The organism is Candidatus Eremiobacteraceae bacterium (assembly GCA_035295225.1).
Taxonomy (GTDB): domain Bacteria; phylum Vulcanimicrobiota; class Vulcanimicrobiia; order Eremiobacterales; family Eremiobacteraceae; genus JABCYQ01.
In genome coordinates this window covers 154,261-178,077 of the sequence record DATGJI010000023.1, presented here as the reverse complement: position 1 = coordinate 178,077, position 23,817 = coordinate 154,261, and the positions used below count along the sequence as shown (strand labels likewise).

Below are 23,817 nucleotides of genomic sequence, written 5' to 3'. Positions count from 1 at the left end.
GGATCCGCGCCGACCACGATGATGTTTGGATTCATCCTTTTCAAGAAGTGCGCGATGCCCGAGATGGTGCCGCCCGTGCCGACGCCGCCGACGTAGTGCGTGATCTTGCCCGACGTCTGCTCCCAGATCTCCGGCCCGGTCGTTTCTTCATGCGCCTTCGGGTTCACCTGATTGGCGAACTGATTGGGCTGAAACGCACCCGGTATCTCGGCGGCGAGTTTCGCCGACACGCCGTAGTACGATTCCGGACTGCTCGCCGGCGCTTTGGTGGGCGTGATGACTACTTCCGCACCATATGCCTTCAGCAGTGAGACTTTCTCGTCGCTCACCTTGTCGGGCATCACGAGTATGCAGCGGTAACCTTTGATCGCAGCGACCATCGCCAAAGCCGAGCCGGTGTTGCCGGACGTCGCCTCGACGATCGTTCCGCCGGGGCGGAGCAAGCCGCGCTCTTCAGCGTCGCGCACCATCGCAAGCGACGGACGATCTTTCACCGATCCGCCGGGATTGACGTACTCGATCTTCGCCAGCACGGTGCACTTCGGGCTGTCCATCACGCGCCGCAGTTTGACGAGCGGCGTGCGGCCGACGACGTCGAGCGCCGAGTCGTAGTAGCGCATGCCGTCATCGCGCATCGGTCCGAGCGGTGACTGCATCGGTTCGGTTTTCACTGATCGCTCCTCAATCTATGCGCCCTGCGAGAAAGTCTTCGGTGCGCGGGTCCGACGGCCGGCTGAATAACGACGGTGTGTCGCCGATCTCCACCACTTCGCCGCGGGCCAAGTAACAGGTGACGTCTGATAGCCGTGCGGCTTGCTGCAGATTGTTCGTCGCGACGATCAGCGTGCACTCGCGCCGCAGCCGGATCAGGACGTCTTCGAGCACTTGCGTGGCGACCGGGTCGAGGCCGGCAGCCGGTTCGTCCAGCAGCAGCGCTTCCGGTTCGAGCGCGATCGCGCGCGCGATGCAGATCCGCTGCCGCATTTCGTGGGGCAGGCTCTCCGGCAATTTCTTGGGTCGCGCGCCGAGCGGTTCCCAGAGCAAGACGCGGCGCATCGCACGCTCGTACGCCTCTTCGAGAGCGCGCTCGCTTCGGACTCCCATGGCCCGCAATCCGAACACGACGTTGTCAAAGACGGACATCGGCAGCAGCGCGGGCGAGGGGAAGACCAAACCGAGGCGCCTGCGGACGCGGGCTACGTCGGCGGAAGAGCTCAAGATCTCTTCCCCGTCGAGGATGACGCTTCCCGAGAAGCGCCAGAGCGGATCCAGTTCAAGCAGGCGGCACAAGGCGCGGAGAAGCACCGACTTTCCCGAACCGGCGGCGCCGATGAATGAGAGCGACGTCGCGGCCGGAAGCGAGAACGAGACGCTGCGCAGCACTTCGAGATTTTCGCGCGAGACCCGCAGGTCCGCGACCGCCAGCTTCGGCTCGAGCCCGGCCGAACGCATCGCGCTCATGCGCGCCCGCGCAATTCGTGGGGTTCACCTTCGATCAGCCGCGCAGCCGCGTGCAGAGCGAGGACAAGCGCGACGAGCGAGATCGCTCGCCATGCGATGATGGGCGCTTCGGGGTGCGCGGCCGACGCAAAGAATTGGATGACGGCGAACGGCGCATACGGCGCCTCGACATTGGCAGGTGACGGTCCGCCGCTGAACGCGCCTGCCACGCCCGCAAGCGCGATCACGATCGCTGCGGTCTCGACGCACATTCGGGCGGCCGTTCGAAGTGCGACGGCGCCGATCAAACGCACCGAGCCGCGGATATGCACGGCAAGAGCGATGTAGCGGGGCGACGCGCCGGCCGCCGCGGCCGCGAACAACCGGCGACGCGCGTAGCGCGAATTGAACGTTTCGACGAGCGTTGCGGCAGCGGACGGCAGGCATGCGATGAACAGGGCGAGCACGGTGATGCCGACGATGTTTGTCGCCCCGCTCGCCGCCGCGATGACCGCGACCGCGCAGCCGGTCACGACCGGCGGCACGGCGCGCGCGCTTCGGCCTGCAGAGCGGACAAGCGAGCTCGCGGCGCCTGCCGCTTCGGCCGCGACGGTCAGCGCCGCGAGAAGCGCGACGATCATCGTGATGGGCAGAGCGATCGCGACGGAGAACAGCGTCGTCCACGTTCCGTCGAAGGGTCCTACCGGAAACCCGCTTACGCCCATGCGATCCGCCGATCGAAGCGGTTGGCGACGATGACCGCGATAAATCCAAATGAGGTCAGCACGAGCCCGGCGGCGGCAGCCTGGCCTAGCGAGATCAGATCTCCGGCACCGTGCGCGCCCGCAAGGCTTGTTCCGAGCGCTACCCCTGCGAGCGGCCATTGATAGAAGGCGCCGGCGACAAAGACGAGCGTCACCGCCGTCGCCTCACCCGCTGCGCGGGCAAATCCCATCGCAATCGCAGCCCACAACGTCCGCTCCACGAGCGGAACGAGGACTTGCAATGCCACCTGCGCCCTATTCGCGCCCGATGCGGCGGCGGCGGCGCGGGTTTCCGCCGGCACGCGATCGAGAGCGTGCAACACCGCGCCGAATGCCGGCGGCACGATCAGCGTGGCGAGGACCACGATCGCCGCGGCGACGAGCTCCCACATCTGCGGCGGCGTTTTTGCGCCGAGCGAGTACGCGGTCGGCATGATGATGAGCCACGCGAGCCAGCCGAGAACGAGGGGCGGCACGGAGCGCACGCACGCGACGCACATCCGGACGACGCGCGCGAGGCGCGGTTGGCCGAACTCTGCACTGGCGAACGCGAGAACTCCGCCGAGCCCGCCCCCGACCGCTGCGGCGACCGCGGCGATGACGAGCGTCATCGCGATCGGCGCGACGTACGAGATGTCGGCGGGCCGGTCGCGCACTTGCATCGCGGCATAGGCGATGACTGCGACGACCGATACCGGCGCGCAGACGACGAGCCATGCGCACAGACGGCCCGACGTGATGGTGAGCCGTTCCGCCAATCCGGTCATGCCTTTCGGCGTTCGGCGCGATTCCTCGGGGGACCCTTGTGCGCGTCTGGCCCGGCGCTAGCGCTTGCCTCCGGTGTCGCGGTCGTCACTCGCTTCGGCCACGCGAACGAATCCGAGTTGACGCAAGTACGCGAGATGCGCGGCAAGCGAGGCGTCGCCTTTTATCGAGCGCCACTCCTGGTCCGGTATGAGTGCCGAATCGGGCCCGTCCAGCACGAAGGCCATGCTGACCGCCTTCCCGGGATTCTTCGTCATCGGGATGTTCGCAGGTATCGCGGCATACGTCTCGACGTCGGGCGTCATCGAGAACGCATCGAGCATCGGCGGCGCCTCGGCGTCGTACAAATTCAGCGGATCGATGCCGAAGAGCACTTCCACCGTGCGCAGGATCGACGGAATGCTGTAATGCGTATGGTCCACGAAGCTCTTGCGCACGTACGGTCCCATGACGAACGCCGGCTGCCGGTGCGAATCCACGTGATCGCCGCTTCCTTGCGGATCGTCGGTCGTGACAAAGACGACGGTATCGCGCCATTCGGGCATGTGCGACAGTCCGTCGATGATGAGTCCGAGCGCCGCATCGTTGTTCGCGACGTACGACGCGGGCGTGTAAAAGCCGGCTTTCGTGCCTGCGGTGTGATCGGTCGGAAGCGTCAAGTACGAGTACGCGGCCAAGCCGTGCGCTTTCACGTCGGCGAGAAACAACTCCGCGCGATGGGTATCGGAGACCGCGAAGTCTATGTGCGCGCCGGGGTATTCGCGGTCAGCGTTAGCGGCAAGACCTGGCGCAATGTTCCCGCCGCGTACGACGGTCATCTGCTCGCCGTATACGCGATACGAAACGCCCTTGCGCTGGAATCCGTCGATCAGCTCTCCATTGGGGCCGAATATCGCGCTGACGTCGACGCGCGGTCCGCTTGGGAGTTGACTTCGATCTTTATACCAGTCGAAGTCCATCGTGGCGACCGGCACTCGATCTTCACCCATCTCGGCGTACGGCCAGATGGAGTAGGGCACGCGCTGGTCGGTTTTCGATGCCGGGTCGTCCGGCGTGTGCGCGTTGCGCACATGGTAGTCGTTGACCATGCCCTGCGTCGTCCACGAATGTCCGTAGATGCTCGCTTGACCATTGCCCATGAAATTGTCGAAGAGCGTGTAGCGTTCGGCAAGCGCGTGCGCGTTGGGCGTGAAACGGCGGCCGTACAGCAAGAGCGCGGGATCCGCGTCGGCCGTGGGCTCGTCGCCGAACTCTTCGTCGAAATGCTTGTTCTCGCGCACGATGAACACGACGTGTTTGATCGGCGGCAGTTGGTCGGCTGCGGGCTGGGCCACCGCGAAGTGGTTGTCTGCTGCGACTTGCGCGGTCCATTCCGGAAGACGAGCCGGCTCGAAGAGCAGGTGTTGGAGGAAGCCCGTATACCAGCCGTTCCATTCAGATCCGGGATCGGGCTGCGTTCCAAGGCCGTTGGCGCTCACGATCCAGAGCTGTTGCTTCGGGCGCGGGTCGTCGTCGATGGTCGACGAAGTTTTCGAGATCACCGCCATCGGATACCAGCCGGTCGGAATTCTGCCGAGCACTTTTCCGCTCGTGCGGTCCACCACTGCGACATCGTTGAAACCAGATTCCGCGACGAACAAGTCACGGCCATCGGCCGAAACCGCCATGCCTGAGGGAGTCTGACCCGCGGGCGGCAGCGGCGCAAGGGAAAGGTCGACGTGTCGTGTCACCGCAAGCGTCGCGAGATCGACCTCCGCGACGTCGGAGCCGTCGGCGTCGGCGACGAACGCATGCTGCCCCGCGACGAGCAGCGCGGTGGGGTGCGCGCCTGTGGGAACGTGCGTCGGCGTCGCGGCACCGCCCGACCAGACATCTATGTGATCGCTGTCGTAGAGCGTGGCGATGATGCGGCCGCCCGTCAGGGCGACTGAGAACGGCTGGCCGCTTGCCTTCAGGCGACCGAGCACCGCTCCGCTCGCGTCGCTGACCACGTCGACCTCTTGCAGCGCAGTGCGCGCGACGACGATATGGTGCGACGACGGATCTTCCACGATGCCGTTGAGCAGGCCGCCGAGATGAAGGTCGGCACGCTTGGTGAACGCCGGCCCGTCGACGGAAGCCGCCGAATCGTACCGATAGCGTGAGATCATTCCCGTGAAGCCGCGGGTGACGTAAAGTCCGTCGCTCGTCCACGTCATGCCCGATGCAAACGGTGCGGCGAGCCGGTCCACTTGCCTTGCATCTTCGCCGGTCGCGATCACGTCGATCGCATTCCCGTCCTGCGAGAGCACCGCGATCCATTGGCCATCGGGCGACATGGCCGCCGACGTGGCGAAACCTTCGACCGGGATGGTGAATCCGGTCGGCGTCACCGAACGGCCGTCAGGCAGCAGCCCGAATGCTTGCGCGGCGCTGCCCATCAAAGAGATCGCCGCCACAAGCGCCGCCATGGCGAACACACGCATCTTCACGATCGGTCTCTCCCCTTATGAATGGCCCTAGCCAAAACGTCCGGTGATATAGTCTTCCGTCCGCGGATCCTTGGGCGTGGTGAAGATCGACGATGAATCGCCGAACTCCACGAGTTCGCCGGGTGTCGCCTCCCCTGCCAGCATGAAGCCGGTATAGTCCGAACAGCGCGCCGCTTGCTGCATGTTGTGCGTGACGATGACGATCGTGTACGTCTTCTTGAGATCGCGCATAAGCTCTTCGATCTTCATCGTCGAGATCGGATCAAGGGCCGACGCCGGTTCATCCATCAAGAGCACTTCTGGTTCGACGGCGAGGGCTCGTGCGATGCAGAGCCGCTGCTGCTGACCGCCCGAAAGCGATGTGCCGGATTGATTCAGCTTGTCCTTGACTTCATCCCAAAGCGCGGCCTGGCGCAGACTTTTCTCGGCGATCGCATCGAGGTCGGCGCGATCCCTCACTTCGCCGGCGAGGCGCACGCCCGCGACCACGTTGTCTTTGATGGTCATCGTGGGGAACGGATTCGCGCGTTGGAAGACCATGCCGATGCGGCGGCGCAACGCTGTGGGATCGACGCCGGGGTCGTAGAGATTCTCGCCGTCGAGAACGACTTGCCCTTCGACTCGCGTATTTGCGATGACCTCATGCATGCGGTTCAGGCAGCGCAAGAGCGTCGACTTGCCGCAGCCGGACGGACCGATGAGCGCCGTGATCGCGTTCTTCTCGAAGTTGATCGTGATGTCGCGGACGGCAAGATGCTTGCCGTAGTACGCGCTGAGCGACTGCGTTCGAAGATCGACCGTCATGCGGCCTCGACAAGCGGTCGCGTCATCGGCTTGGCATCCTCGACGGCAGCGCAAGTCGCGCGGCAAGGTTCAACAGGAAGACGAAGATGATCAGTACGAGCGCGCCGCCCCATGCGAATTGCTGCCAGTCCTTGTAGGGTGAGATCGCATATTGGAAGATCACGAGCGGCAGCGCCGCCGTGGGCGAGTTGACCCCGCGGCCCCAGAACAAGCTGCCGAAAGCGGTGAAGAGCAACGGCGCGGACTCGCCCGCCACGCGAGCGATTGCGAGCAGCGTTCCCGTGACGATACCCGCTCGAGCGCACGGCAGCGTCACGAGGAGTACGGCTTTCCACGTTGGGATGCCGAGCGCGAGCGCCCCTTCGCGGATCGAGTGCGGCACCAACCTGACCGCTTCCTCGGTCGTGCGGACGATGATCGGCAGCATGATGATGGCAAGCGCAACCGATGCGGAAAGGGCCGAAAAATGTCTGCTCGGCAGCACGACGAGCGCATACGCGAAGACGCCGATCGCGATAGATGGAACGCCCGTCAGCACGTCGCTCAAGAAACGCACGGCGGTGGCGGTCTTTCCGCGGCCGTAGAGCGCGAGATATATCCCGGCAAGGACGCCGATCGGAATCGCGGCGATCGATGCCATCGCGATCACGAGCGCGGAGCCCGCGATCGCATTTGCGATTCCGCCTCCAGGGATGCCGATCGGCGCAGGAAGTTTCGTGAAGAACGATGGCCTCAGCGCGCCGGCGCCGTTTTCGACGACGTAGAAGATGACCGCCGCAAGAACGCCGGCGGCGAGCACCGTGCACAAGCCCGCGACGACCACCATGAATCCGCTGTATGCGCGCCGCACCGAGAGCCTTGTCATCGGGCGCGCGATCGCGAACCGCTCGCGACTCCCCAGACCAACGTGCGAGCGATGACGTTGACGACGAGGCTGACGACGAAGAGCAATAAGCCGATCTCGATCAGCATCGCCACGTACTGGCTGCCGGTGGCCTCGGTGAACTCATTTGCGAGAACGCTGGCCATCGTGTAGCCTGGCGCGAAAAGCGAGGCCGCGATGGCGGGCTTGTTGCCGATGACCATGACGACAGCCATGGCTTCGCCGAGCGCGCGGCCGAGCGCGAGCACGAGCGCGCCGATGACGCCGGAGCGCGCATACGGAAGGACCGCTTTTGCGAGCACTTCCCACTTGGTCGCACCGAGTGCGAGCATGGCTTCGCGCTGCTCGTTTGGGACCGCAAGGAACACATCGCGCGATATTGCCGCGACGGTCGGAAGGACCATGATCGAGAGCAAGACGCCGCCGGCGAGCATTCCCACGCCATAGAACGGACCTTGGAACAGCGGCAAGAACCCTAAAGTCTTATTCAAGAACGGCTCGACCATCGTGCGCATGATCGGTGCGAGCACGAACAGTCCCCATAAGCCGTACACCACGCTCGGCACCGCCGCCAACAGCTCCACGAGCATGCCGAGCGGCCCCGCCAGCCGGCGCGACGCGAGCTCCGCGAGATAGAGCGCGCAGGCGACGCCGATCGGACCCGCGATCGCGAGCGCGATAGCCGACGTCACGAGCGTGCCGAACACAAATGAAAGCACGCCGTACTTGCCGTTGGTCGGATCCCACGCGGTGCTGACGATCGACGAGATCGGAACTGTCTTGATCGCGGGCAGCGACGCGATGAGCAAGACGACGAAGAGACCGGCCACGACGAGCAGCACGAGCCACGCGGCGCCGGTGACGGTGGCGAGAAATGCGCGGTCGCCGACGGGCGATATCGCGCGTCGCAATCGCGTTGACGTGAGTCTCAATCCGGCGGTTGCGATGTCGACGGTTTGCTGCGACACGACGCTCTCTGGGCGGATGACGAAGGCGGTGCGGAACTCAGGTTTGTCGCCTGCTGCCGCACCGCCTTTCGTCGCGGTTTGTTGTCTAATGGATGGTCGCTAGCGCTTGGCGGGCACCGTTTTGGACGTTTGAGGGCAGCGGCACGTAGTGCACGTTTTTCGCGTATGTCTGTCCCGAGCTCACCACCCAATTGAACAGATCGACCAGCGCGTGTCCGCGACCGGCGTCCGGCTGGGTCTTCCAGAGCATGACCCACGAGTAACCGCAGATCGGATAGCTCGAAGCGCCTTGCTGATCGACGATCGAGAAATCGGTCGGGTTCACGTTGGGCTTTTGGGCGGCGGCTGCGCGAACGCTGTCGAGCGTCGGAGAGACGAATCTACCGCTCTTGTTTTGGATCGCGGCGTATGTCATGCCGTTCTCGAGCGCGTACGCGAGTTCGACGTAGCCGATGGCGCCCGGATTGTTGCGGACCTGCCCGGCGACGCCTTCATTGCCTTTTGCACCAAGCGATGCAGCCGCGGCCGGCCAGCTCACCGTCTTGCTTGTGCCGACGCTCGAATTCCATGCCGAGCTGACGCGGCTTAGATAGTCGGTGAAGATGTATGTGGTGCCGCTTCCGTCGGCGCGGTGCACCGTGACGATCGGCAGGTTCGGCAGATTCGACCCTGGATTGAGCGCTGCCAGCGCCTTGTCGTTCCAGTTCGAGATCTTGCCCTCGAAGATGGCGACGAGCGCGTCGGGTGTGAGATGGAGATTCGCCGGTGCTCCCGGCACGTTGTAGGCGATGACGACCCCGCCGAGCGCGACCGGCACTTGAACGACCGCGCCGTTCGATGCGTTGGCGGCGGCCAATTCCTTCGAGTTCATCGGCACGTCACTAGCGCCGAAGTCGACCGTTTTGGCGGTGAACTGCTGGATGCCCGCGCCGGAGCCGATGCTCTGGTAGTCTACAGAGACGTCCGTGTGGACTTGCGAATACTGGTAGAACGCGCGCGAGAAGAACGGATAATCGAACGACGAGCCGGCGCCGACGAGCTGGGCATCGGCGCGGACGATCGCTGTGCCAAATAGCGCGATGAGTGCCACGGCCGCGACAGCGACCGCGCTGAGGACGAGGGGGCGTATGCGCACGATGATCTTCAGTGCTCCTGTCTTCGGGTGAGAATACCATGGGTGGACACTTGCTTGGCCATCATATCATGAGAGCCATCAAGCCAGGGTTATCGCAACCTTAAGGAAGATTAAGGCGCCCCGGCCGCGCCTTCCACACGGGAGGCCCGTATGAGCTCGTCGCCGTGCGCCGCGACATCGTTGATCTCGACGACCGATCGTTTGAGTTTCTTTGGGACGCCCTCGACCATATACGCGACGCGCTCGCAGACGTTCGTGGCGTGGTCGGCTATCCGTTCGAGATAGAGCGCGACCAGGATGAGGTTACTGCCTCTGTTGATGGCCTTGGGATCCTTGGCCATGAATTCGATGAGCTCTTTGAACACCGTGCGATAGAGACGATCGACTTCATCGTCTTTCGCCGGTATGCGGTGCGCGGCCATTGCGTCGCGGTTGGCGAACGCATCTAGCGCTTCGCGCAGCATCTCTCGCGCTCGAGCCGCCATTCGCGGGATGTCGATCATCGGTTTGAGCTGCGGTTCGCTCGCCAGGTGCTTTGTGATCTGCGCGATGTCGCAGGCATGGTCGCCGATGCGTTCTAGGTCGATGATGATGTCGAGCATGGCCGCGATCGTGCGCAGATCGGACGCCATGGGCTGCTGCAGGGCGAGCAGGTTGAGGCAATTCGTCTCGATGCGGACGTTCAAATCGTCGATATAGTCGTCGAAATTGAGGATTTCTTCAGCGAGGGCTATGTCGGACCGCGCCAAAGCATCGACGGCCTTGGTGATGGCTTCCTCGACGAGGCTGCCCATGCGCAAGACGTCCTGTTGGGTTTCGTTGAGTATGCGGTGGAAGTTCTCGCGGGCCAATCGTCCCTCGCTAACGCGTAATCCGTCGAATATATTGCATTATAGGGCCCGCACGCCCGTTTGTAAACCTTGCATCACCGATCGATGTCGATTACCGGGGACGCGGCGGAACATCGGGATAGTACAACTCCGCCGAACGCGAGCGACGGAGCTTGGTCATCCCGATGATCCGCCGCGTCCCCGGCGATTGATATCGCTGGTGAAAACGTGGACGATCGTGCAGTCATCTAGCCGCTAAACGTACAGCGGAAAGTCGTTCCTCTGTTGAGCTCACTCTCTGCCGTCACAGACCCGCCGTGCGCCTCGACGATGTGTTTGACGATAGCAAGTCCGAGGCCAGTACCGCCTGCGCTGCGCGAGCGCGATTGGTCCACGACGTAAAAGCGCTCGAAGATGTGCGGTAGCGCGTCATACGGTATTCCCGGCCCGTCATCTTTGACGTAGAGCGTCGCAAGGCTCGGAGCCGAGCTCAACCCCACTTCCACGTGACCGCCCGACGGCGTATGCCGAAGCGCGTTGTCGAGCAGATTCACCATGACTTGCACGAGCTTGTCGCGATCGCCGATGATCGTGACTCTTCCCTCCGGCAACGCTGCTTTGAGCGAAATGCCCAGGCGGCGCGCACGCGGCAGATGCGAAGCGACCACGTCGCGGCATAGGTCTATGAGATCGACGCTGCCGAAGCGCATCTCGAGTTTGCCGCTTTCGAGCCGCGCGAGGTCGAGCAGATCTTCAACGAGCGCCACCATGCGATCGGTTTCCGCTGCGAGGCTTCGGAGAAAGCCCGCAGCCGCTTCGCCCCCCGCTCCCGACTGCAATGTTTCGATCATGATCTTCATCGCCGAGAGCGGCGTCCGCAATTCGTGCGAGACGTTCGACACGAAATCGCGGCGCATCGCTTCGAGATCGCGCACGCGCGTGAGATCTTCGACGATGGCGATCGCCTCGATGGAGCCATCGGCGGCATGCACGGCTTTGGTGGTGATGCGCAGGCTGCGATCGGAAGCCGCGTGCAGCGGCACGTCCGCCGTGCCTTCCACGCCTTCGCGCAACGCCGCCAGAAGCCGGCGATCCAAGTCGTAGCTGCGCACGCTCTCGATGAGCGCGCGCCCGATCGCACGCTCTGCTTGCACGCCGAGGATCTCGGTGGCGGCGGCATTGAAGGCGACGACCCGTGCGTCGTCGTCGATGACGATGACGCCGACGGGCAGAGCGTCCAGCAGCGCGCTGAGACGCGCCATCGCCGCAAGGTCGCTGTCCGACGATCTCGCTGCGCCGTTGGCGGCCGCGGCGAGTTCGGCGCGCGCGGCTTCAAGGCGGCGTCGCGTCACCCAGAAAGCGATGATGAATGCGGCGGCGAGCGCGAGCGCCGCGGCGAGAATCGGCGAGATCATCGGATCACTCGCGGAAGAGATATCCGCGACTGCGCACGGTGATTATGTGCTTTGGTTCGTTCGGGTCGTCTTCGACTTTCTCGCGCAGCCAGCGGACGTGGACGTTTACGGTCTGCTGGTCGCCGTAGAAATCGTAGCCCCACACGCGATCGAGCAGTGTCTGACGAGTCACCACGCGGCCGCGGTTCTCGAGCAGCACGTGCAGCAATGAGAATTCCTTGGGAGCAAGCTCAACGACCTTGCCGCCCTTCGTGACTCGCTGCCGGGCGACGTCGAGCTCGATGTCGCCGCCCGTCAACACCGTGACATCTTGGGCGGCCTTGGCGGCGTTGCCGAGCCGGCGCAAGTGCGCCTTTACGCGCGCCAGCAACTCGTAGATGGAAAACGGTTTTGTGATGTAGTCGTCAGCGCCGATCTCGAGCAAGAGCACCTTGTCGATCTCTTGATCTTTCGCGCTCAGCATGAGCACAGGCATGTTCGAGCGCTTGCGGATCTCGCGGCACACCTCCGTGCCGTCGAGCTCGGGCAGCATGATATCGAGCACGCAGAGATCCGGCTTCTCGATTTCGAGGATGCTCAGCGCTTGCCGGCCATCGCCGGCAGTGCAGACCAAGTAACCGTTCTTCTCGAGATTGTAGCGAAGCGTCTGAAGTATATGCACTTCATCGTCCACCACAAGGATCTTCCACTGCTTCGAGGGCGCGCGCTCAACGCTGGCCTGCGACATTTCGACCATCGTTTCTTAAGGTTTGCCTCAATAGCCTTGGAGAGAGCGATCGCAGCGCATCGCTATGGTGTCGTGCCGGTTAATGTTCCTTAATGCGCGCGCCGTTCGACTACGGCACGACGTGATACGCGTGATACGCCCACGAGTACCAGACGCCGAAAAGATTCGCGGCGATGGAAAACGCGACCAATGCGAAGCCGAGCATGCGCGGCGTGCGCTCGAATCCGCGCGCCACGAGCGGAATCAAGAACGGAGTGAAGTCGAGCGAATGGCGCATGCCGAACTGTTCGAAACCGTTGACGTAGTAGAGCAGCGATGGGATCGCGGTCAGCACCGCCGCACTCCAGAGCGCGAAGGATTCGCGCCCGCGCAAAGCCGCGAAGGCGAGCACGAGCGCTGGGCTCGTCAAGGTGAGCGAGACGCCCAACGACTCGGGTTTCAGGTACGGAAAGTAGCCGGTGAAGTCGGGCGCGAGCACAAAAAAGCTGTACAAGTTGAACGGCAGATATTGCAGTTGGAACGGGCTTCCGGTGGGAGAGCCGACGGAGTCCTGATGATACCAGACCGTGTATCCGATATCGTTGAGCGTGCCCCAGCGCGCGAAGTTGTACCCCGCATATAAGAGGAAGAGCGGCGCGATGCCGAGAGCCGCCGATCCGAGCACGCGCCAGCGCTTCTCCGGCGGCGTCTCCGCCAGCAGCCAGAGACCGAACGGAACCGCGGCGAGCACGATGGGAAAGCGCGAGAGCGCGGCGCAGGCGATCAGCAAACCCAAGAGCCATGGGCGCCTGTGGCCGTACCATTCGGCCAGGAAGAGGAGCGCGAACATCGCGCCGGCCACGTGCGCGTACATCCACACCGCCCCAAAGGCCGTGCACCACCAGAGCACCGTGCCCGCGGCGAGGAACGCAAGCGTCGCGTCGCGGGCGACGTCGCTCACGCCCATGCGGCGCAAGATGACATCGGCCGCCGTCACGGCCACCGCGCCGCACAACACACATGCAAGCGTTTCGTTTGCGTTTAGGCCGAAGAGCAGAGCGAACGGCAGCATGATCACGGCCGGCATCGGCGCCTCGATGATGTAGAACTTGCCCATGTACTTGAGGGCGTCGATGGCCGGACCGGGATCTGGAATCGCGATCGAACCGTGCAGCCACGCGTTTGCGAGCAGCGTGTAGTTATCGTAGAACGACTGCTTACCGCCGGATGAGATGAGATAGAAGACGAGCGCGCCGGCGAACACGATCCACGTGCGTGGACCGAAGGCGCTTTCGACGCGCCGCGCCTCGCTCACGGTCCTAGTGAATCCGCGCCGGACGGCGCCGGGGAAGGCACGATTCCGAAGACCTGCGGCGGGATCGCGGTCGGATACGAATAGGTCGTGAAGCGGATGGTGTCGCGGATCGGAGGCGGCGTCGGCGCGACGGCCGCTGCCGCCTGCGATGGAGTAGCGGCGAGTGTGCATGAGACGCCGACGATGGTCGGCATCCAATAGGCTCCGCTCCGTCCGAACTCGATCGTCCCCGATGCGTTGCAGATGTCGGAGCTTGCGGTGAAACGCTCGCGCAGCGGCAATGCGCTTCGAACGTCGAGTTCGAGGTCCGTCACGGCAAAGGCAGCCGGTTCCTTAAGGACGACGGCGTAGGTATACGCCCTGCGACCGTTCACTTGGTCGACGCCTCTGGGTTCGACGGCATACGCATTGGCGTCGACGAGAAACTTCTCTGCGCCGTAGGGCCAGTCGGTGCGCGCATACGTGATGAAGGGCGGCGGGACCAACGGCGAACCGTTGATCGCGGTCGTCTCGTTGCGTTCGTGACCCGCTTCATCGCGATAGACACGATGATTCTCCGTCACGACGCGTGTCGGTCCGCTTCTCGTGCGCGTGTATTCGAAGACCATCACCGGCGGTTGCTTGATGAGGAGCATGCGCGACTGATATCGGCTGAAGAGCGCGAGCGCGCTGGACGGCGGCGCAGCGATCGGCGTCGCAACCGCGGTTCCTTGCACAGGCGCGAGCGCGAAGAGCGCCGCGAGAACCAATGCGACCGGATCAGGCACGCAGCGACTCGCGGATCATCGACGGAACGCTTGCAAATCCGGCGTCGATGCCGGCTTCGTTCTTGCCTGCGCCTTGCGCCCATGCCGGGCTCCCGCCGCCCTTGGCGTCCGCGTGCGCCGCGATTGTCGCAAAGACGTCCTTCGCAGACAGTCCGCGTTTGACCAGGTCCGAACTCACGCTGACGACGATGCCCACCTTGCCGTTCTCGCGGCCGGCGACGGCAAGCACACCGCTCTTGAATTTCGCGCGCAGAGATTCAGCGAGGTCCTTCACCGCCACGCCCTCTTCACCGGCTGCGTGGACCGCGAGATATGCGACGCCATCGACATCTTGGACGTTTTCGAGATGCGCTGACGCGCGCGTCTGCGCCAACTGCGCCTGCAGCGCGGCGATCTTCTTTTCCAGTTCCTTGCGATCGCGGTTGAGCTTCGCGACCGATTCCGGAAGCTGCTCGACTGTTGAGGCGAGGATGGTGCCGGCGTCTTCCGCCGCATCGCGCACGCGCTCGACGTAAGCATCTGCAGCTTGGGAGACAAGGCCTTCCACGCGGCGAATGCCGGCGCCGATGGCGCTCTCCGAGAGCAACACGAAATGGCCGATCTCGCCCGTGGAGTCCACGTGCGTACCGCCGCAAAGTTCCACACTTGGACCGAACGTCACGACCCGAACGACGTCGCCGTAGCGCTCGCCCTTCATGAACACAGCGCCCCGTCGCGCGGCTTCTTCGAACGACATCGTCTGCACGCCGATATGATAGTCGGCGCGGATCAGTTCATTCACCTGAGCGATCACTTGACTGCGCTGATCTTTGCCGAGCGCGCCGACCGGCGATTCGAAGTCGAAGCGCGTCCGGTCGGGGAACACGGCGCTCCCGCGCTGCGACACGCCTTCGCCCGCCACATCCTTGAGCGCGCGTTGGAGAAGATGGGTCACGGTGTGATGGCGGCGGATCTCGCGCCGCCACGCCGGATCAACGAAGGCGTCGACGACGTCTCCGACGGCGATGCGCCCTTCGCGCACGCGTCCTTTGTGCAGGATATGGCGGTGTGATTTGTCGCGGTACTGAACGTCTCGAACCTCGAAGGATGCACCGCTGTGCGCCAGCTCGCCGCGATCGCCCATCTGCCCGCCTCGCTCGGCATAGAATGGTGTGCGCGCGAGCAAGACCACGCCGTCCTGACCGGCCTCAAGAGTTGCGATGGATGCGCCCGACGGATCGTAGAGCGCCTCGACAGGGCTCGACCCCGTCAGCGATTCGTAGCCGACAAATTCTGAATCCGGCAGCGTCGCGCCGGCGTCGGCGTCGGCGTCGCCCACCCGAAGATCGAGCCGCTTCGCCTTCGCGTCGCGCCGCGCGCGTTCGCGTTGTTCGTCCATAGATGCGCGATAGCCGTCCATGTCCACGCTCATCCCGGCCTCGCCCGCCATCTCCGCCGTGAGTTCCGGTGGAAACCCATAGGTGTCGTGGAGCTCGAAAACATCGCGCCCGGAAAGCACTGCGGCGCCGCGTGAGCGCAACGCCGCGATCGCATCGGTCAAACGGCGCGTGCCGCGTTGCAGCGTCTCGTCGAATTGGCGCTCTTCGGCGGCAAGCACGGTCGCGACCCGTTCGGCAGCCGGCGGCAGTTCGGGATAGCCATCCTCGAGAGTACGCACGACCGACGGCACAAGCGCGCTCAGGAAGCCCGAGGCGTAGCCGAGCACGCGGCCGCTGCGCACAGCGCGCCGGATGAGATAGCGCAGCACGTACCCGCGATCCGTGTTGCTGGGGCTGACCCCGTCGGCGATCAAGAAGACCACCGCGCGCGCGTGATCCGAGATGATCCGCCGGTGCACCGCTTGTTCTTGCACGTCGAGCGACGACGATGTGCCGCGAGGCAAGGCGGCGATGATGTCCTGATACAGATCGGTGTCGAAGATGGACGTTTTCCCGGCCAGCACCATGCAAAGCCGCTCGAATCCCATGCCCGTATCGATACAGCGCTTCGGGAGCGGATGCAAGACGCCGTCGCGATCGCGGTCGTATTGCTGAAAGACGAGATTCCACAACTCGATGTGGCGGCTGCAATGCGCACAGCCGACGCCGCAATCGGCCCTGCCGCACCCCGCGGATTCGCCGAGGTCGTAGAAGATCTCGGAGCACGGGCCGCAGGGACCCGTCGGGCCCATATCCCAGAAGTTGTCTTCGACAAAGCGCGAGATACGATCGCGCCCGAGCCCGATGTCGCGATGCCAGATCTCCGCCGCCTCGTCGTCATCCACGTACACGGTGGCGCGCAAGCGATCCGCCGCAAGCCCGAGTGTGACCGTGAGATATTCCCAGGCGAACGCGATGGCTTCGCGTTTGTAGTAGTCGCCGAACGAGAAATTGCCGAGCATCTCGAGGAACGTGCCGTGCCGGCCGCTCCGGCCGACATTCTCGATGTCGTTCTTCCCGCCGGCCACTCGCAGACAGCGCTGCACCGTCACGACGCGGGGCGCCGGCGCGGCTTCCGCACCCAAGAAGACGGGCACGAACGGCTCCATACCGGCGATCGTGAACAATGTGGTGGACATCGCGTCGGGCACGAGCGATGCGCCTGGCAAAAGGGCGTGGCCTTTTGCCTTGAAAAAGTCGACGAACGAACGGCGGATCTGCTGCGATGTCATGCGCTGCGGTACTTCAGCGCGCGGCCGTGCGCCGCCCTTTGCGTCAGGCGTCTTGGAGATACTGCTGCAGCTTCGACAGCGCGCGCTGCTGCAGGCGTGAGACGTGCATCTGCGAGACGTTCATGCGTTTGGCGATATCGGCTTGCGATAGGTTTTCGAAGAAACGCAGATAGATGATGACGCGTTCGCGTTTGTCGAGGACGGTGAACCCGCGTTCCAGGCCGGCTCGGTCGTCGAGTGCGGCGAAACCGCCGTCGACTTTCCCGACATAATCGAGAAGGGTTGCCGAACGCGTCTCTCCGTCTTGGCCCATTTCGGTGTCAAGCGAGAGCAGATTGTACGCCTGTCCGAGTTCCTGCGCTTCGATGATCTCTTCGTCGCTCGCGCCGAGACGCTCCGACAGGTCGCGCACCGTGGGCGAGCGGCCGAGTTCCACGGCGAGCTTCTCGACCGAACGATTGACCGCGAGATTGAGCTCTTGAAGCCGCCGCGGCACTTTGACCGCCCAGCCCTTGTCGCGGAAGTGGCGTTTGATCTCGCCGATGATCGTCGGCGTGGCATACGTCGTGAACTCGACGCCGCGCGTCACATCATAGCGGTCGATCGCCTTGATCAAACCGAGCGTGCCGACTTGGATAAGATCGTCGGCCAATTCGCCGCGATTGGCGAAGCGGGCGGCGAGATATCGGACGAGATTTACGTGTGCGAGTACGAGCTCTTCACGAATCGCCGGATCGCGCGATTCTGCGAACGAACGAAAAAGCGTGCGTGTGCGTTCGCGGTCGAAACGCTCTTCCGAGCGCTCGGTGGGTCGTGCGGACATCGCGGACTATTGCCCAAGCATTTTGGACATGGTGAGTTTCGTACCCGTCAGCGGATCGAAATCGTAGTCCACTTCATCCATGAGAGACCTGATCAAAAAGACGCCGAGGCCGCCGACTTTGGGTTCGCCGAGAGGTTCGGGTGCAAGCGCGCGGCCGTCGAAACCTTTGCCGCCGTCTTCGACCACGACCGTGATGCGCCGGCCGGAGATCTCGAACGAGACCAGCACTTCCTCATTGCCTTGCGCGTGCTGAATACAATTCGTGCACGCCTCGGCGACGGCGAGCTTCAAGTCTTCGACTTCGTCGATCGTCGCGTCGATGCGGTGTGCGATGCCGGCCACGGCGAGACGCGCGACGCTCACCCATTCTGCGCGGCTCGGTATGCGCAGCTGCAGATTCCCGTCGAGCGAGTGCTCCACTCCGCCGGGCATCAGATGCTCTCGCATGCCGCCTTCTCGTCGTCGTAGATGCCGAAGATCTTGACGAGCCCCGTGATGTCGAAGATCTTGCGGATCTGCGGATTGTTGCAGACCAGATTGACACTGCCGCTGTGTTCGCGCACGCGCTTCAATCCGCCGATGAGAACGCCCAGCCCGGTCGAATCGATGTACCGGACATTCTCCAAATTGATCACGAGGCGATAGTGCTGCTGGTCGATGAGCTCCGAGATCGTCTCTTTGACTTTGGGCGATGTGTAGACGTCGATCTCACCATTGAGGTCGACGACCGTCGGACCAGTTGCTCCATCCGATTGCCGAACGCTGACTTTGATGTCCACTCTTTCGGTTTCCCCGTTAGTCATTCTTGAGTTCGTCGATCTTGCTCCGGGCCGCTTTGCGTCCGGATTCGATCGCGTCGCTGACCTGTGCGCGAGTGGACTCTGCCAGATCGCGCCCTTTTCGGACGAGTTCGTCTGCTTGCGATCGCAGATCTTCGGCGACTGTCGCAGCGTGGTCTTTGATGTCGTAAGCCATGTCGAGCGCTTTGCCTTTGGCTTCGTGCGCTTTGCCGCGAATATAATCGCGGGTCTCTTCGCCCGTCTGCGGCGCGAGCACAAGCGCGAGCACGGCGCCCGCGAATCCGCCGATCACGAGACCTGAGAGAAACCCGAGTCCAGAATCGCCACGGTCGTTATCTGACATATCTTGCAAGTCTCCGTCTTCTTTTAGTACCGGCTGCGATCAGGGACGGCCGTTGCCGCGCCTGTGGCCGCCGAAAAATGTCTTCGCCCCTTGCGTCACGCCGGCTACTACGCCCGCGATCGTGGCCACGGTCGGGGATACCGCCGCTTGGGCCACATCGGCCGTTTTCGCAAGCGCTGCGGCAGAACTCTCGACGAGTCCGGCCGCGCGCTCCACACGACTGCTTACTTTCTCTGCATTTCCTGCGATGCCGCTCACGTGGGTCAACGTCTTCGTGACGGGGACGATAAGCGTGGTGAGCTCACCGTCCACTTTGTCGAGGGTGGCGGACGCTCGGTCGATCAGCCCACCAAGTTTGAGAAGCGCAAAGAGAAGCCCGCCTGCGACCGCCAAGCTCGAGAGTCCGATAGCGAGCCACATGACATCTTGCGCGGACATTCGGCGAGTGGTCTCCTTATCCGGGACAATGCGGACCGGGGCACTTCTGGGAGCCGCGAACCCGCGCCTCCCCTCTTACAGAGCGTTGGCGCCCGGGCTTTGCGTTTTAGTCACGGGCCGGCGACTAAGGTGCGCGCCATTGCGCGCAGTTTCTCTATCATACCCGGCAGCACCGTGAGCAAACGGACTATCTCGTCCTTCGTCGTGGTTCTCCCGAGTGAGAATCGCACGGTTCCTCGCGCCGCCTTCGTATCGAGGCCGATCGCCGTCAAGACGTGCGAGGGCTCCAGTGAGCCCGACGTGCATGCGCTTCCCGTGGAAGCCTCGATGCCTTCCATATCGAGCCCGATGATCAGCGTGTCTGCCTCGATCTCCGTGAAGCGCAGGGACGCGTTATTCGGGATTCGCCTCTCGCGCGGACCGTTGAGGGCCGTGCCCGGAATCGAACGTAAGACGCCGTCGATCAGCATATCGCGCAGGAGCGACGTGCGCTGCTTCGATTGCTCCAATTCCGCGATGCTCATCTCGAGCGCGGTCGCGAGCGCCGCGGCGCCGGCCACGTTTTCCGTGCCTGCGCGCCGGCCGTTCTCCTGGCCGCCGCCAACGACAAGCGGCGAGATGCGAATGCCCTTCCGAACGTACAGCGCGGCGATGCCCTTCGGGCCTTCGAATTTGTGCGCTGAGAGCGAGAGCGCATCAACGCCGAGGACTTGCACGTCGGCGCTGATGTGGCCGACCGTCTGCACTGCGTCCGTGTGAAAATACGCGCCGCGTTCGTGTGCGAGCGCCGCGAGTTCCGCTATCGGTTGGATCGTGCCGATCTCGTTGTTCGCGTGCATGATGCTCACGAGCACGGTCTTGTCCGTCAACGCGCTCTTGAGGTCTTGCGCGCGGACGAATCCATCGCCGTCCACCGGCAGTATCGTCACATCGGCGCCGTCGCGGCGCAGCCGATCGGCAGCGTGCGTCACGGCGTGGTGCTCGATCGCGGAGGTGATGAAGTGGTTGCCGCGCTCCGCGTTGGCATGCATGATGCCGAATATCGCGAGGCTGTCCGCTTCGGATCCGCTTCCGGTGAAGATGATCTCTCCCGGCCGCGCGTTGAGCGCCGCCGCAGTCTGAACCCGGGCGCGTTCGAGCGCGGTCTTCACGCGCTGACCGCTGCGATGCGGACTGGACGGATTGGCGAATGCTTCCTTTAGAAAAGGCAACATCGCATCGACCGCTTCTTGCCGCACGGCGGTCGTCGCCGCATTGTCCAAATAGATGCGATCCATTGCCGGCTCTGTTTCGCTGAAGGTTCTTTTACTCCCCACCGCTCGCTCGCGGCGGGCCTTGCACGCGATGCGTAGAACGTCGCAGCATGAGTGACGAGCCGATGCTTTTCGGCGAGCGCGCGTTCGATGATACCGCGCAAGAAGCGTTGCCGATCGGCGCTCCACTCGCTGCGCGCATGCGTCCGCGCTCGCTGGCCGAATTCGTCGGCCAGGGCCATGCGCTAGCGCCGGGCTCGGGATTGCGCTCGGCGCTCGAGCGCGGCAATCCGCCGTCAATGATCCTTTGGGGGCCGCCCGGCACCGGCAAGACGACGTTAGCGCGCCTTGCCGCCGCCGCCGGCGACGCGCGCCTCGTCCAACTTTCCGCGGTCAGCGCCGGCGTGGCGGATCTTCGACGGGCTGTCGCCGACGCGAAGCGGCTGCTTTCGGCATCCGGCAGACGCACCGTCTTGTTCATCGATGAGATCCACCGCTTCAACAAGGGTCAGCAAGACGCGATACTTCCCTACGTCGAGCGGGGCGACGTCACCCTGATCGGCGCGACGACGGAGAACCCGTCGTTTGAAGTCAACAGCGCACTTCTGTCGCGCACGCGGGTCGTCGTGCTCAGGCCGCTCGAAGATGCCGATATCCTCACGCTCCTCGACCGCGCGCTCGCGGACGAGGAGCGCGGATTGTCCGGCCGCGTGCGTTTGGACGCGCCTGCGCGCGCACAGCTCGCCGCGGCGTCGGGCGGCGACGCGCGGATCGCTTTGAATGCGCTGGAACTCGCCGCGGAGATCGCGCTGACGCGCGACGGCGCGGACGCCATCGTGAAGTCGGGCGACGTAGAAGAAGCGTTGCAGCGGCGCGCGCTTCGCTACGACAAGGCGGGCGACGAGCACTACGACGTCATCTCTGCCTTCATCAAATCGGTGCGCGACAGCGACGCCGACGCCGCCGTCTACTATCTCGCACGCATGCTCGAAGCCGGTGAGGATCCGCTTTTCGTCGCGCGGCGGCTCGTCGTGCTCTCTTGCGAGGATGTCGGGCTTGCGGATCCTCACGCGCTGCCGCTCGCCATGGCCGCATTCCAAGCGACCCATGCGATCGGCATGCCCGAGGCGCTGTATCCGCTTACCGAGGCGACGATCTACCTTAGCCGGGCGCCGAAGAGCAATTCCGGTTTGCGCGCGTACTTCGGGGCGAAGGAAGCAATCGACGAGACCGGCGCACTGCCAGTGCCGCTGCACCTGCGCAACGCGGTGACCGGTCTGATGCGCGAACTCGGGTACGGCGCCGGTTATAAATACGCGCACGATTACGAGAAGGCGCGCGTCGATCAGCAGCATTTACCGGACGAACTCGCCGGCCGCAAATTCTACGAACCCGGCGAAAACGAGAGGTAGGGCGGACCTTTAAGGTCCGCCCCTTTCCGATGCCGGATGCGGACCATAAAGGTCCGCCCTACATTAGTCCGCCTAGTCGACGGCGACGCGCAAGACTTCTTCGAGCGTCGTGATTCCCTGTGCCACTTTCAATAGACCGTCGTGATACAGCGTGCGCAAGCCTTGGTCGAGCGCGAGTTTCTTCATCTCCTGAGGAAGGCCGCGCTCGAGCACGAGGCGGCGCATCTCGTCCGTCATGGCGAACAATTCGTGGACGCCGGCGCGCCCCTTGTATCCGGTGCCGTTGCAGTTCTCGCAGCCTTCGCCTTTCACGAGCTTTAGCGATTCGCCGGGTATGCCGTACTCTTCGAACTTCGCCGCGACGGCTTTGATCGTCTTGACGCTGCGCTTGCAGTTGGAGCAGACGGTGCGGACCAAGCGCTGTGCCATGACTCCTTGCACGGACGAGGCAAGCAAGAAGGGCTCGATGCCCATGTCGATGAGTCGTGTGACCGACGAAACCGAATCGTTGGTGTGCAGCGTTGAGAGCACGAGGTGGCCGGTCAATGCAGACTGGACAGCGATGAGCGCGGTCTCCTGGTCTCGGATTTCTCCGACCATCATGACGTCTGGGTCCTGACGCAAGAACGATCGCAAGCCCATGGCAAACGTCAGGCCGACCTTTGGATTGACCTGCACCTGATTGATGCCGGTGATGTTGTACTCGACCGGGTCCTCGACGGTCACGATCTTCGTCTCGCTGTCGTTGATCGCGTTGAGCGTCGCGTAGAGCGTCGTGGATTTACCGGAACCGGTCGGACCGGTCACGAGCAGCACGCCGTTCGGCAGCGCGATCAGCTTTTTCCACACCTCGAGCAGCTGCGGGTGGAAGCCAAGTTTGTCGAGTTCGACATTCACGCTCTTACGGTCGAGAATACGCATGACGACCGATTCGCCGTAGATGCACGGCAGCACGGAGACGCGCAAGTCATACCGATCGCGCTTGAGGTTGACCTGGATGCGGCCGTCTTGTGGAACGCGCTTTTCAGCGATGTTCAGGTTCGCCATGATCTTGAATCGAGAGATGAGGGCCGGTTGGATGGCCTTGGGCGGATTCATCACGATGCGCAGCACGCCGTCGATGCGATAGCGCACGACGATCTCGCGCTCAAACGGCTCGATGTGGATGTCGGAGGCTTTCTGCTGGATCGCCTGCGTGACGATGAGGTCCGCAAGGCGCACGATCGGCGCGTCGACGACGATGTCGTCGGGCATCTCCTCGGATTCTTTGACGACGTCGACGCCTTCTTCGGTCTCCGTGATCAACGACTGCCACTTGCTGTCGCCGCTCGAATAGATGCCGTCGAGCGCGCGCTCGATGTCGTCGATAAAGGAGAGGACCGGTTCGGGTGTCAGCCCGGTCTTGAGCCGCACGTCGTCAAGGGCGAAGATGTCGGTCGGGTCGGCCATCGCCAACGTGACCTTCTTGTCCATCTTGCCGATGCAGATGAGGTGATGGCGCCTCGCGATGGTCTCGGGGACGATGTTCGCGATTTCGGGGTCGATCTTGCGGTTCGCGAGATCGACGTAGATCTTGCCTAGCTCCTCGGCCCGCGCCCACATGATCTCTTCTTTTGGCGCGACGCGCATCTCGACGAGAACTTTTTCGAGCGGATCTTTGCGGCGTGTCGCTTCGGCCGTCGCTGCGCCGAGCTGTTCGGCGGTCAGCACGCCTTTCTCGATCAAGATGTCGGTGAATTTTTTGTCGATGAAATCGAGCACGGAGCGATCCCCATTCAAAAAACGCGGCGCGGCAAGGCCGGCTCGCGCCGCTGCCATCAGTTACTGTATCGGAA

General features: G+C 63.5%; 23 protein-coding genes. 1 reads left to right on the top strand and 22 read right to left on the bottom strand.

Annotation, left to right across the window (positions count from 1 at the left end; genetic code table 11):
• From VKT51_03885 to VKT51_03785, 21 genes are all read right to left on the bottom strand, one after another.
• Positions 1-671: cysteine synthase family protein (locus VKT51_03885; GenBank protein HLJ83305.1), on the bottom strand; the 671-nt coding region annotated here is incomplete at its 3' end.
• A 10-nt stretch (positions 672-681) separates the two neighbouring features.
• On the bottom strand, positions 682-1,461 hold the full coding sequence (locus VKT51_03880; GenBank protein HLJ83304.1) for an ATP-binding cassette domain-containing protein: 780 nt from the start codon (positions 1,459-1,461) through the stop codon (positions 682-684).
• A complete protein-coding gene (locus VKT51_03875) occupies positions 1,458-2,165 on the bottom strand; it encodes a hypothetical protein (protein ID HLJ83303.1) in 708 nt (235 codons plus the stop codon). The genes VKT51_03880 and VKT51_03875 overlap by 4 nt, the downstream gene beginning before the upstream one ends.
• Positions 2,156-2,971: an ABC transporter permease subunit gene (locus VKT51_03870; GenBank protein ID HLJ83302.1), complete on the bottom strand. Its 816-nt coding sequence runs from the start codon at positions 2,969-2,971 to the stop codon at positions 2,156-2,158. Before VKT51_03870 ends, VKT51_03875 begins: the two co-directional genes overlap by 10 nt.
• Before the next feature lie 57 nt (positions 2,972-3,028).
• Positions 3,029-5,434, bottom strand: coding sequence for a bifunctional YncE family protein/alkaline phosphatase family protein (locus VKT51_03865; GenBank protein HLJ83301.1), 2,406 nt, complete (start codon positions 5,432-5,434; stop codon positions 3,029-3,031).
• A 33-nt stretch (positions 5,435-5,467) separates the two neighbouring features.
• Entirely contained in the window at positions 5,468-6,244 is a 777-nt protein-coding gene (gene pstB / locus VKT51_03860) for a phosphate ABC transporter ATP-binding protein PstB (GenBank protein HLJ83300.1), read from the bottom strand.
• A 22-nt stretch (positions 6,245-6,266) separates the two neighbouring features.
• Complete coding sequence (gene pstA / locus VKT51_03855) at positions 6,267-7,109, bottom strand: phosphate ABC transporter permease PstA (protein ID HLJ83299.1); 843 nt, start codon at positions 7,107-7,109, stop codon at positions 6,267-6,269.
• A complete protein-coding gene (gene pstC, locus VKT51_03850; protein HLJ83298.1) occupies positions 7,106-8,095 on the bottom strand; it encodes a phosphate ABC transporter permease subunit PstC in 990 nt (329 codons plus the stop codon). Before pstC ends, pstA begins: the two co-directional genes overlap by 4 nt.
• 85 nt (positions 8,096-8,180) lie before the next feature.
• Positions 8,181-9,230 carry a phosphate ABC transporter substrate-binding protein PstS gene (pstS, locus tag VKT51_03845; GenBank protein HLJ83297.1) on the bottom strand — a complete coding sequence of 350 codons (1,050 nt, stop codon included), beginning with the start codon at positions 9,228-9,230 and terminating at the stop codon, positions 8,181-8,183.
• A gap of 110 nt (positions 9,231-9,340) precedes the next feature.
• On the bottom strand, positions 9,341-10,081 hold the full coding sequence (phoU, locus tag VKT51_03840; protein HLJ83296.1) for a phosphate signaling complex protein PhoU: 741 nt from the start codon (positions 10,079-10,081) through the stop codon (positions 9,341-9,343).
• A 227-nt stretch (positions 10,082-10,308) separates the two neighbouring features.
• Complete coding sequence (locus VKT51_03835; protein ID HLJ83295.1) at positions 10,309-11,475, bottom strand: ATP-binding protein; 1,167 nt, start codon at positions 11,473-11,475, stop codon at positions 10,309-10,311.
• A gap of 4 nt (positions 11,476-11,479) precedes the next feature.
• Positions 11,480-12,202 (bottom strand): response regulator transcription factor, encoded by a 723-nt coding sequence (locus VKT51_03830; GenBank protein ID HLJ83294.1) that lies wholly within the window; start codon positions 12,200-12,202, stop codon positions 11,480-11,482.
• 109 nt (positions 12,203-12,311) lie between these two features.
• Entirely contained in the window at positions 12,312-13,496 is a 1,185-nt protein-coding gene (locus VKT51_03825; GenBank protein HLJ83293.1) for a hypothetical protein, read from the bottom strand.
• Complete coding sequence (locus tag VKT51_03820; GenBank protein ID HLJ83292.1) at positions 13,493-14,263, bottom strand: hypothetical protein; 771 nt, start codon at positions 14,261-14,263, stop codon at positions 13,493-13,495. The genes VKT51_03825 and VKT51_03820 overlap by 4 nt, the downstream gene beginning before the upstream one ends.
• Positions 14,256-16,913 carry an alanine--tRNA ligase gene (alaS, locus tag VKT51_03815; GenBank protein ID HLJ83291.1) on the bottom strand — a complete coding sequence of 886 codons (2,658 nt, stop codon included), beginning with the start codon at positions 16,911-16,913 and terminating at the stop codon, positions 14,256-14,258. The genes VKT51_03820 and alaS overlap by 8 nt, the downstream gene beginning before the upstream one ends.
• 43 nt (positions 16,914-16,956) lie before the next feature.
• Positions 16,957-17,736, bottom strand: a complete 780-nt coding sequence (locus VKT51_03810) for a SigB/SigF/SigG family RNA polymerase sigma factor (GenBank protein HLJ83290.1) — start codon at positions 17,734-17,736, stop codon at positions 16,957-16,959.
• A gap of 6 nt (positions 17,737-17,742) precedes the next feature.
• Complete coding sequence (locus VKT51_03805) at positions 17,743-18,183, bottom strand: ATP-binding protein (protein HLJ83289.1); 441 nt, start codon at positions 18,181-18,183, stop codon at positions 17,743-17,745.
• On the bottom strand, positions 18,168-18,539 hold the full coding sequence (locus VKT51_03800; GenBank protein HLJ83288.1) for an STAS domain-containing protein: 372 nt from the start codon (positions 18,537-18,539) through the stop codon (positions 18,168-18,170). The genes VKT51_03805 and VKT51_03800 overlap by 16 nt, the downstream gene beginning before the upstream one ends.
• Positions 18,532-18,879 carry a YtxH domain-containing protein gene (locus VKT51_03795; GenBank protein HLJ83287.1) on the bottom strand — a complete coding sequence of 116 codons (348 nt, stop codon included), beginning with the start codon at positions 18,877-18,879 and terminating at the stop codon, positions 18,532-18,534. Before VKT51_03795 ends, VKT51_03800 begins: the two co-directional genes overlap by 8 nt.
• A gap of 39 nt (positions 18,880-18,918) precedes the next feature.
• Positions 18,919-19,317, bottom strand: a complete 399-nt coding sequence (locus VKT51_03790; GenBank protein ID HLJ83286.1) for a hypothetical protein — start codon at positions 19,315-19,317, stop codon at positions 18,919-18,921.
• Positions 19,318-19,427: 110 nt separating this feature from the next.
• Positions 19,428-20,594 (bottom strand): IscS subfamily cysteine desulfurase, encoded by a 1,167-nt coding sequence (locus tag VKT51_03785; protein HLJ83285.1) that lies wholly within the window; start codon positions 20,592-20,594, stop codon positions 19,428-19,430.
• 86 nt (positions 20,595-20,680) lie between these two features.
• Between VKT51_03785 and VKT51_03780 the strand changes: the two genes are divergently transcribed.
• Positions 20,681-21,982 (top strand): replication-associated recombination protein A, encoded by a 1,302-nt coding sequence (locus VKT51_03780; protein HLJ83284.1) that lies wholly within the window; start codon positions 20,681-20,683, stop codon positions 21,980-21,982.
• Positions 21,983-22,054: 72 nt separating this feature from the next.
• Here the strand turns inward: VKT51_03780 and gspE are convergent, their stop codons facing one another.
• Complete coding sequence (gene gspE, locus VKT51_03775; GenBank protein ID HLJ83283.1) at positions 22,055-23,800, bottom strand: type II secretion system ATPase GspE; 1,746 nt, start codon at positions 23,798-23,800, stop codon at positions 22,055-22,057.
• Positions 23,801-23,817: the final 17 nt, after the last annotated feature.

Bases quoted from the DNA above. Each gene is read 5' to 3' on its own strand.
- VKT51_03810 (HLJ83290.1), bottom strand. From the start codon at position 17,736: ATGTCCGCACGACCCACCGAGCGCTCGGAAGAGCGTTTCGACCGCGAA.
- VKT51_03865 (HLJ83301.1), bottom strand. From the start codon at position 5,434: ATGCGTGTGTTCGCCATGGCGGCGCTTGTGGCGGCGATCTCTTTGATG.
- VKT51_03805 (HLJ83289.1), bottom strand. From the start codon at position 18,183: ATGCGAGAGCATCTGATGCCCGGCGGAGTGGAGCACTCGCTCGACGGG.
- pstA (HLJ83299.1), bottom strand. From the start codon at position 7,109: ATGACAAGGCTCTCGGTGCGGCGCGCATACAGCGGATTCATGGTGGTC.
- VKT51_03830 (HLJ83294.1), bottom strand. From the start codon at position 12,202: ATGTCGCAGGCCAGCGTTGAGCGCGCGCCCTCGAAGCAGTGGAAGATC.
- gspE (HLJ83283.1), bottom strand. From the start codon at position 23,800: ATGGCAGCGGCGCGAGCCGGCCTTGCCGCGCCGCGTTTTTTGAATGGG.
- VKT51_03795 (HLJ83287.1), bottom strand. From the start codon at position 18,879: ATGTCAGATAACGACCGTGGCGATTCTGGACTCGGGTTTCTCTCAGGT.
- pstB (HLJ83300.1), bottom strand. From the start codon at position 6,244: ATGACGGTCGATCTTCGAACGCAGTCGCTCAGCGCGTACTACGGCAAG.
- VKT51_03875 (HLJ83303.1), bottom strand. From the start codon at position 2,165: ATGGGCGTAAGCGGGTTTCCGGTAGGACCCTTCGACGGAACGTGGACG.
- alaS (HLJ83291.1), bottom strand. From the start codon at position 16,913: ATGACATCGCAGCAGATCCGCCGTTCGTTCGTCGACTTTTTCAAGGCA.
- VKT51_03870 (HLJ83302.1), bottom strand. From the start codon at position 2,971: ATGACCGGATTGGCGGAACGGCTCACCATCACGTCGGGCCGTCTGTGC.
- VKT51_03790 (HLJ83286.1), bottom strand. From the start codon at position 19,317: ATGTCCGCGCAAGATGTCATGTGGCTCGCTATCGGACTCTCGAGCTTG.
- VKT51_03880 (HLJ83304.1), bottom strand. From the start codon at position 1,461: ATGAGCGCGATGCGTTCGGCCGGGCTCGAGCCGAAGCTGGCGGTCGCG.
- VKT51_03835 (HLJ83295.1), bottom strand. From the start codon at position 11,475: ATGATCTCGCCGATTCTCGCCGCGGCGCTCGCGCTCGCCGCCGCATTC.
- VKT51_03780 (HLJ83284.1), top strand. From the start codon at position 20,681: ATGAGTGACGAGCCGATGCTTTTCGGCGAGCGCGCGTTCGATGATACC.
- VKT51_03800 (HLJ83288.1), bottom strand. From the start codon at position 18,539: ATGACTAACGGGGAAACCGAAAGAGTGGACATCAAAGTCAGCGTTCGG.
- VKT51_03785 (HLJ83285.1), bottom strand. From the start codon at position 20,594: ATGGATCGCATCTATTTGGACAATGCGGCGACGACCGCCGTGCGGCAA.